A 17,937-nucleotide genomic window follows, 5' to 3' on the forward strand; every position below is an offset into this window, starting at 1 on the left:
AACCTTATGTTGCGCTAGCTTTGCGGCTTACTCATTTGGGCCGCTTCTTCTGTTACCCTGTTATATGCTTCAAGCATTATTGTGTGAAATTCGCTGGCAAGTTGCTTGGCAGTTTTGCTCTTATCAAAGGTGACAGGGTCGAGAGATTCAACAATCACAACACCATTGTCCCAGCGATTAAGTTTAATTTTATTATTATTTATATCACTACATACCACGGGTACAATAGCTTTGTTCTCAGAAATCGCCAACCTAAATGCTCCAGTTTTAAATGGCAGCAAACCTTTACCGCGGCTACGTGTCCCTTCAGGAAACATCCAAATAGACAAGTTTCTTTCTCGCATCTTGTCACCAGTCAAACTCAGCGTATCACGTGCTTTTCCAGAGTTTTTGCGATCAATCATGATGTTGCCAGAAAGCCAATAAATCTGACCAAAAATGGGGATCCATTTAAGGCTTTTTTTACCTACGGTTACAACACCCGGGCGAGCCCCATGACTTACCGTAGCCAAGTCATAACTATTTTGATGATTGGCAATAAACACATATGATTGATTATAATCTACTTTATCCGATTCTCTATATACCAGAGTAACGCCCAAAATCTTGGCCATCATCGAGTAATATTGACCTGCTACGTATACATTGTTGCGATGCATGGGCCGGAAGATGAAAAATATCATCAGTCCAAAATTCATAACAATAAAATAGACAAGTAACAAAATACATCGAACTATCGCAAGCACTAGCTTTCCTTATTAATTTTTAGGCCTCCAATTATACTTACTCTTGGAAAGATAAACACCTTAGGTTTAAATAATCGCGAATTGTTTCGTTCAATTAATACCATAAAAGGGGATTTGGGTTTAGTTAGCTTTAGCCCCATGATTGAAGTACTGCAATATCTTGAGGATATCTTAGATTTGCTCAGAAAGGGGGAAGTGAGCTACACAAGTGTGTTTGATGTATTAGTGCTTGCTTTTATGCCAGAAGAGCCGCTGAAAAAAATGCCTTAATAGGCTTTGTCAAAGCTATGCCGATAGAACAAACTCTTACCTTCAATAAACCGCTTCGCATTCATTTCGAAAAGATCGAAAACCTTCTGTGGGTCTGAAATTGCGGCAGTATGACAACTAATATATATATTTGCTTGATTATAATATGGATGTTCAGGGGGTAATGGCTCTTGGTCAAACACATCAAGTACCGCCGCGCTCAAATGCCCATTATTCAATGCCTGTATAACGCTATTTGGGGAGTCAATCACACTGCCGCGACCGGCATTAATAAATACACTTGAAGCTTTCATCTGAGAGAAAAACTCTGCGTCACACAAGCCAATCGTCTTTTGTGTCTCAGGAAGTAAGTTTAAAACAAAATCACAATTTTCCAAAAATTTTGGCAAGTCCTTAAGGGTATATTCATTGATACCGCTTAGGTGTTTGATTTGTGTAGCAAGGCCATTGACACGCATGCCAAAGCTTTGAAGTTTTTGTGCTACTTCGGTGCCAATGCTACCCAAGCCCATAATGCCAATTTGATAGTCAGATAGAGACGGGCAGGACAGTTGGCGCCAGGTTTTATCTTCTTTCAGTTGCGAAAAATCGTTTATACGACGAGAAAAGTAGAGTAAATAGCTTAATACATACTCTAACATTTGCTGACCGAATACGCCTTTGACGCCAGTTAATATATAGTTTTGCTTTGCGATACTTTGCAGTTTATTGTTGCCAGCCCACGTTGATTGAAACCATTGTAAATGAGTACATGTCTGTATATAGGCGGCGCCTAAATCGGGTGCGCCTAGAACGACTTCGGCCTTTTTCAATACGTCGGTAGCAGGACTTGTTGTTGCGCTTAGTAACGTAAAATGTGACTGCAAATAATTGTTTTGCTCAAACTGAGCTTGCAAGAATTTCCAATCCTTACTTAAAATTACGAGGTTTTTCATAGAGTTCCATTGTGCTTTTTTGAGGCAAAAAAGATAAATAAATAAGATCTAAAACTAGGCCTAGCGAAGCGCATTTTTGTGCCGATAGTATTAATTCAAGACATTAAAATTCGTTATTAGAGGTGCTTTTTAAATGTATGACTTTACGCTAACAGGTTTATTCAATTCAAACGTAGATACCGTTTACAATGCGTTTAATGATCCAGAAATTATTGTAAAGTGGTTCGCTCCCAGCAACCTCATCGTGTCGCAATTTATATCTCATTTTACTGAGGGTGGCAACTACCGTGCAGTTCTCCAAAGCCCTGACGGATTTCAACAAACGATCGTCGGCACCTATCAAAAAATACAACATAACAAACATATCAGTTTTACTTGGAGATGGGATGACACTAACGATGTGACTAAAGTGAATGTTGTGTTTAGTTCAATGCCTAATTTAAGTACACAAATCAAACTAACCCAGTCGGGTTTTCATCAAGAAAACGAAATGCGGTATCAGCAACAGGGTTGGCTAACCTGCCTAGAGAAACTGTCGTTGGCTACGTGGCAAGATAATATAATGCGTCACTCCCTAGTTGCATAATTAGGGTCACAACTTGCTAGTGCTTTTTTGGGCTAGCACACAAGTAACACCTTCCTTTTAGTTCATTGCCAACATAATTCGTTTGTGATTATCAAGTAGGTCAACTTGGCGTTTGGCAATTTGCATAAACTTCGCTTTTTGCGATGCATCAATGGGCTGCGCTTTAGGCAAACTCACGGTGCGAGGATTTCTGTGCACGCCATCGACTAAAAATTCGTAATGCAAGTGCGCACCGGTCACCATGCCAGTAGCACCTAAATATCCAATAACTTGTCCTTGCTTAACCGTTTGGCCGACTTTCACCGCCCGTTTAGTAAAGTGCAAATATTTGGTTTGATAGCGTTCGCCATGCTGAATGAATACATGATGGCCATTATATTTGTTATAGCTTGAGCGCACTACTTTACCATCGCCAGCAGCTAACACAGGTGTTCCCACACGCGCCACATAGTCAACGCCTCTGTGTGGCTTTATCCGTTTTTGAACAGGGTGAAAGCGACGAGGGTTAAAGCTTGAACTGACATATTTGAAATTAATTGGTGCGCGTAGAAAGCTTTTACGCATGCTGCGACCTTCGGGCGTGTAATAGCGATTATCGGTGTATCTAACCGCGGTAAACTTTTCGCCTTGATTCACAAATTCCGCAGCAACTATATTTCCAAAACCGATAAATTCACCGTCGACATATAGCGATTCATAAACCATATTAAAGGTATCACCAGCGCGAATTTCTTGCGCGAAATCGATGTCCCAACCAAAGATGCCAGCTAACTCCATAATTTGCATGTCAGTTAGTCCAGCATCGGTGCCTGCGTTCCAAAAGCTGCTGCTAATAGTGCCTTGGGAAAAGTTTAATACCTTTTCGATTTGTTTAGTTTCAATAGCACTTTCAAAGTTGTTGTTATTGGCTTGGATTAGCAAGGTCTCAGTATTGTTTAGTGGATGCTTTAAACTCAACAACTGACCGGCTTCATTTATACGCAAAAATAATAAATCGCCAGGCTTTAAACTGGTCAATTTTTTCGCTTCATCACCGGCTTTACTTACCTTATATGTGGTTTGAGGACTTAAATCAAACTTGCTAAAAATTTTAGCAAGGGTGTCACCACTTTTAACTTTGTGAGTCAGGAAATCCGCGGCTTCTTCTTCGACAGGTTCAACAACCCCCTCGAATACGAACTCAGGTATTGGGGCAGGATATTTTACCCCTAATTCGAGCATGACTGCAGGGCCGCTGCGGGATGCTGCCACGTCATCAACGGGCCAAAACAAAATCACGACAAGCACAGCAAGCAAGCTAGCTAGGCTAACTCTATGTGCTCTCGGTAGTTTTTTAATCGTTTTTTGAATCATACACTCGACAATTGCTTGGTATTGAAGGCTTATATATCTTTAAGAATATACCGATTTTAGTCACTATTCCAGTGAAAAGGTTCAAGTTTATATATAACTTTAGTATCGGCAGTCAGACCTATTGCTGCACTATGCTTGGGTAGGTCTTGGCGCACAATATTTCCATTTCCCCTATGGCTCTATTGGTGAAACGGTGCAGAGCGTCGGGGTTTGCTTGTATGATTTGGCTTTGTAACAATCCAGAATGTGGCGACCAAAATGCTTCGATGCTCGTCAAAGGCGCGTTGCTGCCAGCAATAATTACATTTGGTTGTTTACGAACAATGTCTGCCATTTGAAGTTGCGGATAAGCGCTCATGCTGTCAAGGTAGATATTTTCAATTCCGCATAAACTAAGTAAACTGTTGAGCCATTTGTCGTTACCTAGTCCCATAAATGGTTGAACGCTTAAGTAATATATTGCTGTTTTTGAGTGGCCTTGGTAGCGCTCACTAATACTAGCGATAGTACTATTAATAGATGAAAGTAGTTTGTTTGCTTCTGTGTTAGCGCTAAGGAATTGACCAATATTGTTGATGTCACTTAATAAGCTATCAACAGAATCAATGCTTGATTCATATAGCTTCACATCCATGTTTTTCAACTTTTCAATATCCGCATCTTTGTTTCCGCCTCGCCAAGCTAAGATATGTGTGGGTTGCAGGCGGATAATGTCGGCTAGTTTGGCGCCTTCATAACTGGCGACACGAGGCAAGTCTACTGCAGACGCTGGATAATCACTATAGTCGCTAACGCCAACAAGACGATCGCCTTTACCTAAAGCAAAAACAATTTCAGTTAAATGAGGACTTAAGGTAATTATACGTACTTCTTTTGTACTTGCTTGGGCGTTTAAGTGTAAAGCAAAAACTAGAATTGCATATTTAAATAAGCGCAGGACATGTTTTATCAATGAATTGAAAACCAAAATACGAGCCAAGTAGTGACAACAAGGCCTACGATTAAATGACGATTGAGCAAACTAATCAAGGTTTTTAGTGTCCTTGGGGTCGGTTCATTTGCATTATTTGATACAAATCTAGGACGCTGATACTTTTTCGTATGGTACATAAGGGGCCCGCCTGTATTGCAGTCAAGGCCTTTGGCTAACGAGTATAGCAAGAGGCTATGAATATTCTGGCTAAGCATTGTTTGTTTCAAGCGTAACCAGAATTGCTTTGATTTTAGTTCGCTGACAAATGTTTTTGGGGAACTTGTTAACATAAAGGTGAAACTAAAAACGATGGCAGGCACAAACTGAATTAATCGAGTTAAGACATTGGCGCTTCGACCAAATACACTAAAGTGACTTAGTTTACTATTCCAAGTCTGATGCGCCTCATAACAAAGTCTATAGCTAAGCACCGCAATAGGGCCAAACAATAGGTAGCATGCAACACAGACAAATAACTGATGGTGATAGCGTAAGAATGCAGATTCAATGCTCGCTTTTGCTAAACCCATGGACGAAAGGGCCTGCGTGTTTCTCAATACTTTTTGTTGGATTAAATCCTTAGCTAGTTGATTCTTGTTCTTTGCTAAAGCTTCGTTGCCTTGATTAAGTAGTTTATGATCTTGTGTATACTGTATTAGTACCCATAGCAATAAAGTGTCAAGTAGCCATTGGTAGCTGGCGAAGGCATGAAGTAAGTATGCGATTACCACGATTGGAATAATTAATACCAATAGTGCTAGGGTTCCAGAAATCGCCAATTGCTGAGCAGAATATGCTTGCTTATGTACTTTGTTTGCCATTTGCTGGCAAATAAAGCGAAAGAAGCTAAGAGGGTCGATGCTACTTGATACTACAAGCCACTTTTCAAGAGATAAGGCAAGCCAAACCACCAGCACAGGATACATTGTTTCTGAAAGCGCGAGCTTGCTTAAATCTTCTAAAAATAGTGTATTCAATCGACTGTATTACGTATTTAAGCGCACTTGTGAATAATGTCTAGTACAAGCCTAGCTGAGTTCTTTGCCGCGGTTTCAAGATAGCTTTCAAAAGAAACTGTCGACGTTTTCCCTGCGATATCAGAGAGGCTGCGAATAACCACAAAAGGTGTGTGCATTAGATGGCATACTTGCGCTATTGCCGCGCCTTCCATCTCTACCGCTGCCATAGTCGGAAAATTTTGCTTTATTTTATTTGCCGCATCGTCGCTGCCAACGAAACTATCGCCGCTGCAAACAAGGCCAGTTTTTACCTTAATATCTGATAGTCCGCCAATAGCTTGTTCAGCCAAAACAACCAGTTTGGCATCACTCTCATAATATTTAGGCATTTGTGGGACTTGGCCTAATTCGTAGCCAAAATGCGTCACGTCTACATCGTGATGTAAAAGTTGGGTCGCAATGACCACGTCGCCAATAGAAAGTTGGGGATCAAAACCACCTGCTGAACCGGTATTGATAACAGCGTCGGGTGCAAAAGCTTGAATTAATATTGCGGTCGCGGCCGCTGAGGCAACTTTGCCAATGCCGCATTGTACTAAACAAACCCAGTTTTCACCTATATCGCCTGTATACACTGTGAGGTGAGCTACTTGCTGCGTTTCGCAGTTTACGATCTGCTCTTTTAGTAGCGTTATTTCTTGTTCCATAGCGCCAATAATAACAATTTTCATAACAAAGCCTTTGCTTGAGGTGTAAAAGCTTGCGTATTTTTGGGCGCAAGCATATCAGGCGGGGTAGTGTATTCGATTACGCCTTAAGCTGCCACATTACGAGAGGTGTTTAATGGTCTAGTTGGACGTTGATGAGCTTTTATTAAGCTTGGTTTTTCATGTGCACCAAAAGGAAGTTTACCTTGGCGTCTGCGCAATGAAACTAGTTTAGCTTCAATACACTCTTTAATTTCTATCACGGTATAGCCAGCTTTCGCTTTTATGCGGACATGTGGGATAGAAGCTGTTTCGAGTGCGCCATTTACAAAAAAATCTTTTTGGGTGTTGTGGCCGTTTGGTCCAGTACCATAGACTAAGTCAATCACCATAATCGGCGTCATGTCAGTTTTGTCGCACAATACGAAATCAACTTGCTTGGAACCGGCTCTTTGCAATGCACTTTTCGCTATCTTGTCGCTAGTATCTTTGCGCAGACTCAGGAGGTCAGAAAGGCGGACTCTTGAGATGACTCTGAACTCACCTGCCACCGCATTTTCGATAAGGCTTAAAAACTGGCGCTCAGCAGCGGTAAATAATTGACGCTTGACGGCGAAGGGATACTCAATTTGATCGTTGCTGTATTTGATTGCGACAACTGAGATACAAATTAACAAGGCCATTAATATGATTGCGATTTCCATACAAACTCCACTTCAAAAAATACTGACTAGATTCTATGGTGAAGTTTTAGCAAGGCTTGTGCCAATAAGCTTGCTTTTCAGTTGGCGCTTGTAAGTTTTTCGCTTAAGTTTATGATAAGACTAAGAATTTGATGTTTTTACAAGAATGTCGACTTGCGTTCCTTTTCCGTCACTTGAAATAATAAGTGTCGTGTTTTTATCACTCGTTTGCAGCATATAGCGGTCTTTCACCTGCTTTGTAATAGCAAAAGCCTCTGGATCTTGGGAGTAAAAGCGAATAACTTCACTGGGTGACTTAGGCACGAAAAAAATCATTGATGCAGGCAACTCTGCGGCAAAGACCTGACAAAGTTTGCCGTCACTTGGTAACTGCACCTGATAAAACTGTTGTGGGCAAGTGTGTGTTTCAAGCGCAACGACTTCAGGTTCAGTTATTTCAAGACTAGCTGCTTCTGTTACTTCAAGACTAGCTGCTTCTGTTTCTTCAACAGTGGCTTCGGTATTATCTATAGCCTCAAGCTGTATCTCATCAGCGACAGTGACTTCTTCACTTACATTTGCTTCTTGCTCGTTAACTCGCAATTCGACAGGAACTGCACACGCAGAAATTAAGCTTATGAATAAAGTAGCGCCCAACACTTTGTTAACCGCAGATAAAGAATACATACTCGCCTCCAGTGAATTGATAAATAAGTCACAACGCACTGTTTACTGTTGAATGTGGCTGCTATTAGCTTATCGGCAATATTTCAGACCTCGTTAGTCTGAATCAAGAATAGTTTCCAAGGACTTTTCATGCAAGCAGCAGTAGGCTTGCTAAGGTGTGTATGTAGGGTGCGTGGTATTGTTTAATATACCGGCTTCGTATTAATCGCTAGGGATTGACTTGCTCTAAGGGCGGTAGTTCGAGAACCTTACCTTTTGCCATGTATATATCATCGTACCTAAGGCCACCATTGCCATAGGGCTGTTTAGTTGGCCCAGTGTTAGCGATGCTGATAAAAAACCCTAAGTCTTTTTCTCGAGCCATTCTAAAGCGCGCGCCACTATATACTTTTTGTTGTGTTGTGAATTCACCTCCGCGAACATACACATCGTATGTTTGACCACCTTCACTGAGTTTATTGTTGTTCACAACAAACCATATGTTATACCACTGGTCTGGCACAAGCGCTTGGGCGCTGGTTGTGGTATTTTGATTGATAACATTACTATACTGCGCCTTTCCTTTACTTGAGTGGCCGCTGATAACCATTAGTGCGCCGCTGTTCTTATCACCATTTGATTCTGTTTTATCGGTAACTCTGAGCATAGGTTCGAAGGCGTCGTAACTATATTTATTTATATCTGCAATGGTCATATTACTAAGGCCAAAAGAATGATTGTTTGGGAATGACTGTACGTTTATCCGCGTAAACACCGTGTAAATATCACCAAGCTTAATGGCCTGTGGGAGTTGCTTGTAGGAAAGCGCTTTTCTATTCCCGATTATACCTTCGTCAGCGGGCTTTTTTAAATAATAGTGATTTGTTGAAGCGGCTTCACGCACGATTAGCGCGATTTGCGGATCTTTTACAAAAGGCTCGGTATCATTTTGTACGTCAGCAACAATCCATTCACTTAATGGGGTAGGGCTCGTTGACGGTGCTTCATCCTTACTTCTTTCAAAGTCATCTACCAATAACCATGTACTACTATGGCTAAAGGCATTGGCGCAACAAAAAAGGTAACTCGATAAAGCAAAGCTAAATAAATTTAGTCGTATTTGCATAATCTTGTCACCTTTTTCTGTCTGTTTTGTAGCTTCGCTATATTTCTAAATAATCTAAAATACCTTCAGCTGCTCGTCTACCTTCATCTATCGCTGTCACCACTAAATCAGAACCTCTGACCATATCACCACCTGAGAATACCTTAGGATTGCTGGTTTGGAAAGGGAACTTACCTTGTGATGGCGCGCGTACGCGGCCTTTTTCATCAAGCATAATACCGAACTCACCAAACCAAGGTGCCGGACTAGGCTGAAAGCCGAAGGCGATAATTACAGCGTCTGCTTCCATGATAAATGCTGAGCCTGGGATCTCAACAGGACTGCGTCTGCCTGCTGTATCAGGTGCGCCCATTTCAGTGCGAACCATTCTCACGCCAATAGTGTTGCCATTTTCATCCACTGCGATATCGATAGGTAGTACGTTAAACTCAAAGTTTACGCCTTCCTCTCTTGCATTGACTACTTCACGACGCGAACCGGGCATGCTCTCTTCATCACGACGATAAGCACAGGTAACCGAGCTTGCGCCTTGGCGAATAGAGGTACGAACGCAATCCATGGTGGTGTCGCCGCCGCCTAGAACAACGACTTTTTTCGCTTTCATGTCGATATAATCAGCAGCCGCTTTTTCTAGACCCATTACGCGGTTTGCCGTTGCAATTAAGAAGGGCAGGGCTTCATAAACACCAGGCGCGCTTTCGTTAGCGAAACCGCCTTGCATTGCCTTGTATGTCCCCATACCTAAAAACACAGTTTCGTATTCGTCTAGCAGGCTTTGAAAGCTTACGTCGGTGCCGACTTCAGTATTTAGTTTAAACTCTATACCCATTTCGGTAAATATTTGGCGACGCAAAGTAATAACGTCTTTTTCCAATTTAAATGATGGAATACCAAAGGTGAGTAAGCCACCAATCTCTTCGTATTTGTCAAACACGACAGGTTTAACACCGTTTCTAACAAGTACGTCAGCACAGGCTAGGCCGGCAGGACCGGCACCAATAATGGCGACTTTTTTGTCTGTCCATGTAACTTGTGACATATCTGGGCGCCAACCCATTTTAAATGCGGTGTCGGTAATATATTTCTCAATACTACCAATTGTCACTGCACCAAAGTCATCGTTTAGCGTACATGCACCTTCACAAAGTCTATCTTGAGGACAAACGCGTCCACAAACTTCAGGCAAGCTATTGGTTTTGTGTGACAGCTCTGCCGCCTCAATGATTTTACCTTCATTGGCCAAATCTAACCATTGCGGAATGAAATTGTGCACTGGGCATTTCCATTCACAATAGGGGTTACCGCAATCTAAGCAGCGATCAGCTTGACCTGCCGCTTGTGAAGAGGTCATTGGATGATATATTTCACCAAACTCTTCTGTGCGCATGATGATGGGCTTTTTCGGTGGATCAATACGTTCCACATCTACAAATTGATATACGTTCTTTGCCATATACTATTTCTCTCCTAATCTCTTGTGCATCTTATTGAGCCTGCACACGCAATTCTGCGCTTGAGCGACTTATATGGCCTAATAAATTCTTAACATCACTGGTTTTTGGTTTAACTAAGTGGAAGTTTGCTAGTTCATCAGCAAAATTCGTTAGTAGATTCAGTGAATGTAAACTGCCAGTAGATTCATAGTGTGAGTTAATTAAACCACGTAAATGCTCCGACAAAATGACTTTGTCATTTATCGACATTACTTCTACTAAGTCGTGGTTTACTCGTCTTTCGATATCACCAAATTCGTCGTATAAGTACGCGAAACCACCCGTCATACCAGCGCCAAAGTTAACGCCTACACTTCCTAATATTGCAACTATTCCGCCAGTCATATACTCACATGCATTGTCGCCTGCACCTTCAATCACCGCAATGGCGCCTGAGTTTCTTACCGCAAAGCGTTCACCAGCTCTTCCTGCTGCGTAGAGTTTGCCGCCGGTTGCACCATATAAACAGGTATTCCCCATTATGGCACTAGCGTGAGTGTCAAACGTGACCTTTCTTTGTGGACGAATCACTAAGCGACCACCTGCCATGCCTTTACCTACGTAATCGTTAGCATCGCCAATTAAGGTCATTTCAAGCCCACCCGCATTCCACACACCAAAGCTCTGCCCGACTGTGCCGGTCAGGGTGATTTTAATTGGGCTGTCATCCACGCCACTGTTACCGTAACGTTGAGCTATCAGACCACTTAAGGTCGCGCCCACAGAACGGTCAGTATTGCGTACATTATAAGACAATGATTTGGATTTTTTCGCAACCACAGCGCCTTCACAATCTGTCACCATTCTTTGATTTAATAAGCCTTTATCGATAGGTTCATTAGTGATCTCAGAACAGAATAGTTGCGTGTGAGTCCCCGCTAAGGGTTTCTCAAGCAGCGGCGATAAATCAAGCTTATTCTGCTTAGCCGTAATGCCATCAAGTAATTCAAGTAAATCGGTACGACCTACCAAATCTTGGAACTGGCGTATGCCAATGCTTGCCATTATTTCACGTACTTCTTGAGCAACAAACTTAAAGTAGTTCATTACCATTTCTGGCAAGCCAATAAAGTAGTTGTCACGTAATTTACTATCTTGTGTTGCTACGCCTGTCGCACAGTTATTTAAATGACAAATACGTAGATACTTACAGCCAAGTGCGACCATAGGGCCAGTGCCAAAACCAAAGCTTTCAGCGCCTAACATACCGGCTTTTACAACATCGAGCCCGGTTTTAAGACCACCATCGGTTTGCACGCGTACTTTGTGACGCAAGCCGTTTTCTACTAAAGCTTGTTGCGTTTCGGCTAGACCAAGTTCAAAAGGGCTACCTGCATATTTGACCGAGGTTAACGGACTTGCACCCGTGCCGCCGTCGTAACCAGAGATTGTAATCAAATCAGCGTAGGCTTTCGCCACGCCGGTTGCAATGGTGCCTACACCTGGCTCTGATACTAATTTAACTGATATTAGTGCGCTTGGATTAACTTGTTTTAAGTCAAAAATAAGCTGGGCCAAATCTTCAATTGAATAAATATCATGATGCGGTGGAGGCGAAATGAGCGTAACGCCAGGCACAGAGAAACGCAGTTCGGCAATATACTTGTTTACTTTGTCGCCGGGTAACTGACCGCCTTCACCGGGTTTTGCACCCTGAGCAACTTTAATTTGAATAACGTTTGCATTCATTAAGTAATGCGGTGTAACCCCAAAGCGACCCGATGCAACTTGTTTAATTTTAGAGTTTTTCTCGGTATTAAAACGTTTAACGTCTTCACCACCTTCACCTGAATTAGATTGCCCACCTAAGCGATTCATCGCGATGGCTAGTGCCTCATGGGCTTCAGGACTTAACGCACCAATTGACATTGCCGCGGTGTCGAAACGCGGGAATAGGTTCTCACTTGGTTCAACTTCTTCAATGTTGATGGCGCTACCCGCTTTAATCCCCATTAGGTCACGTAAATGACTCGGGTTGCGGTTATTTACTAAACCTGAAAAGACTTGATAATCGCTATATTCGCCGCTCATAACGGCCTTTTGTAGCGAACTTACTACATCGGGGTTATAAGCATGGTATTCACCCCCATGGACAAATTTAAGCAATCCGCCATGAGAGAGGTTTTTACGCGCTAACCAAGCAAGTCTTGATACATTAATCAAGTCTTGTTCGAAGTCTTCAAAGCTTGCGCCTTGAATACGGCTAGGTACGCCTGCAAAACATAAATCAATTACATCTTTGTTGATGCCAACCGCTTCAAACAGTTTTGAACTACGGTAACTAGCGATGGTGCTTATGCCCATCTTAGACATAATTTTGAATAAGCCCTTGTTTATACCTTTGCGATAATTTTTAACCGCATCAAGCGGGCTCATATCGATGTCGTTCTTCTGGACCATTTGCTCGATGGTTTCGTAAGCTAAATAAGGATAAATAGCGGTTGCACCCAAGCCAATCAATACAGCAAAGTGATGAGGGTCTCTAACCGAACCGGTTTCTACCACGATGTTCGCATCACAACGCAGTTGGTCGTGTACTAAGCGTTTCTGCACCGCGCCTACAGCCATCGCAGATGGGATGGGTAAGGTATCTTTAGATATTTTACGGTCAGACAAGATGACAAACGCTGCATTTCTATTTTTAACGGCATCAACCACTTCGTCACAAACGCGTTTTATCGCGTTTTCTAAACCCTCTTCAACATTATAATTAATATTGATTTTTTCATTGTGATAATACTTATCATCAAAATCGCGCAGTTGTTTTAAGTCAGTGTAGACTAAAACGGGTGATTCAAATAATACGCGGTGCGCATAACCACTGGTTTCGTTAAATACGTTTTGCTCACGTCCAATACAGGTTGCCAGTGACATTACATGGTTTTCGCGTAAAGAATCGATTGGCGGGTTGGTAACTTGTGCAAATTGTTGTCTAAAGTAATCAAAAAGTGTGCGCTGTTTTGACGACATAACCGCCATAGGCGTGTCATCGCCCATTGAACCAACCGCTTCTTGGCCGTCTTTTGCAAGGACCTTAATCACTTGGTTGATTTCTTCATAACTATAATTAAAGAGTTTATGTAGGGTGGCCATCTCATGGTCATCATAAGCGCGCTTACCAATTAAGCTAGCATCACATTCTTCAAGCGGCTTGAGCCTTTCTATATGCGACTCTAGCCATTGTGCATATGGATGTTGAGATTTTAATTCTTGGTCGATTTCGTTTGAACGCCAGATTTTACCTGTGTGAGTATCTACTGCTAGCATTTCACCGGGGCCAACACGCCCTTTTTCGATAACATCTTGTTCTTTGTAATCCCAAATGCCAATTTCTGAAGCTAGGGTAATAAAGCCGTTTTTCGTAATGACATAACGTGCAGGTCTTAGGCCATTGCGGTCAAGGTTACACGCAACATGGCGACCATTGGTCAATACAATCCCAGCAGGTCCGTCCCATGGCTCCATATGCATCGAGTTAAATTCGTAAAATGCCCGCAGGTCTTTGTCCATGGTTTTGTTGTTCTGATATGCCGGTGGCACTAACAAACGCATGGCGCGGAAGATATCCATGCCGCCTGCTAAGAATAGCTCAAGCATATTATCTAGCGAGCTACTATCTGAGCCTTCTACGTTAACAAAGGGTGCTGCTTGCATAAGATCAGGAATAAGCGGTGTTGCAAATTTGCTTGTTCTGGCAATAGCCCAATCACGGTTACCTTTAATTGTGTTTATTTCACCGTTGTGCGCTAAATATCTAAAAGGCTGTGCTAGTGGCCACTTGGGTAAGGTGTTTGTAGAAAAGCGTTGATGAAACACACATATAGAAGAGGTCAGCTCAGCGTTCGCCAAATCCAAATAGAATTTGGGCAAGTCTTTGGGCATTACTAGCCCTTTGTAGATGGTTACAAAAGTCGACAAACAGGCGATGTAAAAATCACTATCCTCTAGCGCAACGCGTTTTTCTGCGCGGCGTCGAGCGATATATAAACGCCGTTCTAAATCAGGGGCCAACCAACCACTAGGCGCGTTTACAAATACTTGTTCAATTTGCGGTACACCAGTTTTAGCTAAGTCGCCAAGTACACTATGGTCAACGGGCACTTCACGCCAACCTAGTACATTCAACATCTCTTTTTGTAATTCTTCATTTAATACTTTACGCGAAGCTTCGGCTTTGATCGGGTCTTGTGATAAAAAAACCATACCAACCGCATAGTTTTTGTTTAACACCCAGCCTTCCTCTAAAGCTACTTTTTTGAAAAAAGTATCAGGCTTTTGCAATAGCAATCCACAGCCGTCACCGGTTTTGCCATCAGAGGCAACACCGCCTCTGTGCTGCATGCGGTCCAAACCTTCAATCGCAGTAGCCACTAACTGATGGCTCGACTCGCCTTCAGTGTGCGCTATTAAACCAAATCCACAGTTGTCTTTCGAATCTGATGAATGATATAAACCCATACATTACTCCTTCGCGCCGTTTATAAAAGCGGCGCTCGTTGTGCTTTCCTATGAAATAAGGACCTAGTCATCTAGCATGTAGCCATTGCCACTATGCTAATGTATTTGTCGACTATTATTATTGTATTTGTTCGACGTCGTTAGCTGTTTTGAGGATACGGTTGCGTATCGAATTTTTATTCATTCCACTAAGCGGGATGTTGAAGTTACATACTTACGCGCCAGAAATCAATTATCTTGCATTAGAATATTGATACTCGTCAATTTGAAATCAATTAAGTCTTTGTTTTATATGTGGATATATTTTTAGTCTATAAAACAGGCAAAGTATGTTTTTTGACGCTTGAGGTAAATAAAGTGTTAAAAATAGTTGAAACAGCAACTTTTATCTTAATACGAATGCAATAAAACAGGGGTTTATCGCATAATTATAGTTTTTTAATGCGTAAACTTGCACTGACATTGTTTTGCAACAAATTTAGCCTAGGTTTCTGCCTTATTCGACTATTCGTCACTCCAAATTCTTGATAGCATGCAAGGCCCAAACTTTCTTTTATATCGCTTAAACGCGGTTTGCTTGCTTAGGCACCAAAAAAACTATGTTAAATAAAACTCCAAGTGACTCATGGGCAATTAACGTCGCTCAGTATGTGAATAAATTAGGCACGTTTAAAGTCAGTGTTTTATTTGTCCTGTTTACTTTGTGCTTTACCATTTCAGGCTCCTTTGTGGTGCGCTTAGCGCTTGGCAGCGATATTCGTACTCATGATTTATTAAGTGCAATTGTTTTAACCTTAATCGGTGCACCATGTCTGTTGTTCTTCTTTGGCAAATTAATTAAACAATTAGAACATTCTCGTATCAATTTAGAAGAAGCGGTCAATCAACTTGAGCGGCTGCGTCGTCACGATGTGATACTTAACCGTGAACTGCAAAACAATATTCGTCAATTGAATTACGAAATCGAACAACGTAAGCATGCTCAACTTGAACGCGAAGCGATGTTTTCAAAATTAGAGCAAGAAATAAAACAAAAGTCTGAGCAAGAATTAGAAGCGCGCAGACTATCTACGTTAACGCGTTCCATTATTGATGCTTCTCCTGATTTGATTTATTACCGAAATGAAGAAGGGCGCTTTGAAGGCTGCAATAAAGTCGCCGAAGCGCTTGTGGGTAAAACTCAAGAAGAACTAATGGGCTTAACACCGCATCAAGTATATGATGAAGAGTTAGCCAGACAAGTAGCTGCTTCGGATCAAGAAGTATTAGAAACAAACGCGCCTATTACTGAAGAATTATGGCTGCGTTTTGCGGACGGTCGGCGTCGCTATTTTGAAATGCGCAAGGTACCTTTCTTTGATCATGACGGTAAAAGGCTTGGTTTATTAGCCTTTGGTCGCGATATGACTGAGCGTAAGCAGTCGCAGTTGGCAGTAGAGCAAGCGAGTAAAGATAAGACAAAGTTTATAGCAACCATATCGCACGAACTGAGAACGCCACTCAATGGTATTGTCGGTTTGTCGAGAATGATGCGAGACACTAAGCTAAACGCCGAACAATTTGAATGGGTGAGCACTATATACGCCAGCGCAATCACGTTGGGGAATATTTTCAATGATATAATTGACCTCGATAAACTCGACCGCGACAAAGTAGAAATGCAATATAAAACGGTCAGTACAGTCAATTTTGTCAATGAGTTAGCGAGTATTATTAAGTTGCTGGCTGCAGACAAGGGCTTAGCATTTAATTGGAAAATTGTAGACCCTGTCCCTGTTGCCTTTGAAGCGGATGGCACGCGCTTGCGCCAAGTACTCTGGAATATGCTTTTCAACGCTGTCAAATTTACTCCGAAAGGCTCCGTATCGTTGACTATGTCGGCAACAATACACAGCGAGACGCAAGCTGATATCACATTTACGATTCAAGATACGGGTATTGGCATTGAAAAAGACCAACTCGACAAAATATTTGCCATGTATTATCAAGTTCAACGTGATGACTTTCAATCTGCGACAGGTACGGGTATAGGCTTAGCTATATGTAAGCAGATGGTAGATAAAATGAATGGTAGCATTCGTGTCAATTCAGAGCTTAATCAAGGCACGTGCTTTGAAATTAAACTGCCTGTGACTGTCAGCCATCAAAGTCCAGATGTAGAAGAGCTGAGAGTAACTGGCTTAAACATTCTTTTAGTTGAAGATATTGAACTGAATGTAATGGTCGCCAAGGCCTTGCTAGAGAAACTAGGCCAACACGTTGCCGTAGCAATGACCGGGCAAGAAGCGATTGATATGGTTAAAGAAACCACCTATGACCTCATTTTATTAGATATTCAGTTACCTGATATGAGCGGTTTTGATGTTGCTCGCACATTGTTAGAAGAGGACTTAGTGCTGCGTACTCCCATTGTTGCCTTAACTGCCAATGTGATTAAGACAAGAGAAGAGTACTTACAAAACGGAATGGACGATGTTATCGCAAAACCCGTTAAAAAGAGTCGCATTATCCAAGTATTCAATGAGTTGTTCGCTACTGATCTACGCAACGATCTGCCCCCACCTCGAAACACTGATCAAAAAGGGAGTAAAAAAGTCGTGATAGAACAAGAGTCACAAAAAGTCCTCGATCTTGACTTGCTTATCATGTTAATTGAAACCATTGGTGAGGGCATGGTAGAAGCGAGTTTAGCGGTCTTTGAAGACAAAATACCAGAATACATGGAGATATTGAATGTATCGCTGGCCGCCGATGATAAAGACGAAGTGTGTTCGCAAGCGCATAAAATAAAAGGTGCTGCTAGTTCTGTGGGCTTAAGCCGAGTGCAAATCACCGCGAATATGATTCAACAAGGGGATCACCCCGCTTGGTGGGAGAATGTTCACGAGTGGGTAGAACAACTGCAAATGGCAATAAGCAAAGATGTGCCTTATTTGCATGAGTGGCTTAAACAACATCAATACGACGATTGAGTTGACGGGG

13 protein-coding genes and 1 pseudogene are annotated in these 17,937 nt (G+C 42.0%); 3 read left to right on the forward strand and 11 right to left on the reverse strand.

Annotated features, from left to right (window positions below; genetic code table 11):
• Positions 1-14: 14 nt before the first annotated feature.
• The gene (locus AC0L6H_RS10340; protein ID WP_473394194.1) at positions 15-746 is read right to left on the reverse strand and encodes a 1-acylglycerol-3-phosphate O-acyltransferase; all 732 of its coding nucleotides are present in this window, start codon (positions 744-746) and stop codon (positions 15-17) included.
• A gap of 75 nt (positions 747-821) precedes the next feature.
• On the opposite strand from AC0L6H_RS10340, the pseudogene AC0L6H_RS10345 reads away from it, so the two are divergent.
• Positions 822-986, forward strand: a pseudogene (locus AC0L6H_RS10345) (metal-dependent phosphohydrolase); the annotation flags it as partial.
• Between the two features lie 26 nt (positions 987-1,012).
• Here AC0L6H_RS10345 and AC0L6H_RS10350 read toward each other — a convergent pair.
• Positions 1,013-1,951, reverse strand: a complete 939-nt coding sequence (locus AC0L6H_RS10350; RefSeq protein ID WP_473394196.1) for a D-2-hydroxyacid dehydrogenase — start codon at positions 1,949-1,951, stop codon at positions 1,013-1,015.
• Positions 1,952-2,084: 133 nt separating this feature from the next.
• Here AC0L6H_RS10350 and AC0L6H_RS10355 point away from each other — a divergent pair, with 133 nt between their 5' ends.
• On the forward strand, positions 2,085-2,537 hold the full coding sequence (locus tag AC0L6H_RS10355) for an SRPBCC family protein (RefSeq protein ID WP_473394197.1): 453 nt from the start codon (positions 2,085-2,087) through the stop codon (positions 2,535-2,537).
• Positions 2,538-2,594: 57 nt separating this feature from the next.
• Here the strand turns inward: AC0L6H_RS10355 and AC0L6H_RS10360 are convergent, their stop codons facing one another.
• The 9 genes from AC0L6H_RS10360 to gltB form a co-directional block, all read right to left on the reverse strand.
• Positions 2,595-3,890, reverse strand: coding sequence for an OapA family protein (locus AC0L6H_RS10360; protein ID WP_473394198.1), 1,296 nt, complete (start codon positions 3,888-3,890; stop codon positions 2,595-2,597).
• A 118-nt stretch (positions 3,891-4,008) separates the two neighbouring features.
• A complete protein-coding gene (locus tag AC0L6H_RS10365; protein WP_473394200.1) occupies positions 4,009-4,842 on the reverse strand; it encodes a helical backbone metal receptor in 834 nt (277 codons plus the stop codon).
• A complete protein-coding gene (locus tag AC0L6H_RS10370; protein ID WP_473394201.1) occupies positions 4,839-5,840 on the reverse strand; it encodes a cobalamin biosynthesis protein in 1,002 nt (333 codons plus the stop codon). The genes AC0L6H_RS10365 and AC0L6H_RS10370 overlap by 4 nt, the downstream gene beginning before the upstream one ends.
• Positions 5,841-5,857: 17 nt before the next feature.
• A complete protein-coding gene (locus AC0L6H_RS10375) occupies positions 5,858-6,553 on the reverse strand; it encodes a 5'-methylthioadenosine/adenosylhomocysteine nucleosidase (protein ID WP_473394202.1) in 696 nt (231 codons plus the stop codon).
• A gap of 83 nt (positions 6,554-6,636) precedes the next feature.
• Complete coding sequence (locus AC0L6H_RS10380; RefSeq protein WP_473394203.1) at positions 6,637-7,233, reverse strand: DUF2726 domain-containing protein; 597 nt, start codon at positions 7,231-7,233, stop codon at positions 6,637-6,639.
• A gap of 120 nt (positions 7,234-7,353) precedes the next feature.
• Entirely contained in the window at positions 7,354-7,899 is a 546-nt protein-coding gene (locus AC0L6H_RS10385; RefSeq protein ID WP_473394205.1) for a hypothetical protein, read from the reverse strand.
• A gap of 208 nt (positions 7,900-8,107) precedes the next feature.
• Positions 8,108-9,004 (reverse strand): hypothetical protein, encoded by an 897-nt coding sequence (locus tag AC0L6H_RS10390; protein WP_473394206.1) that lies wholly within the window; start codon positions 9,002-9,004, stop codon positions 8,108-8,110.
• 37 nt (positions 9,005-9,041) lie between these two features.
• On the reverse strand, positions 9,042-10,457 hold the full coding sequence (locus tag AC0L6H_RS10395; RefSeq protein ID WP_473394207.1) for an FAD-dependent oxidoreductase: 1,416 nt from the start codon (positions 10,455-10,457) through the stop codon (positions 9,042-9,044).
• 31 nt (positions 10,458-10,488) lie between these two features.
• Positions 10,489-14,955: a glutamate synthase large subunit gene (gene gltB, locus AC0L6H_RS10400; RefSeq protein WP_473394209.1), complete on the reverse strand. Its 4,467-nt coding sequence runs from the start codon at positions 14,953-14,955 to the stop codon at positions 10,489-10,491.
• A gap of 599 nt (positions 14,956-15,554) precedes the next feature.
• Between gltB and arcB the strand changes: the two genes are divergently transcribed.
• Complete coding sequence (arcB, locus tag AC0L6H_RS10405) at positions 15,555-17,927, forward strand: aerobic respiration two-component sensor histidine kinase ArcB (RefSeq protein ID WP_473394210.1); 2,373 nt, start codon at positions 15,555-15,557, stop codon at positions 17,925-17,927.
• Positions 17,928-17,937: the final 10 nt, after the last annotated feature.

The sequence above is a fragment of the Glaciecola sp. G7-5 genome (assembly GCF_055808975.1).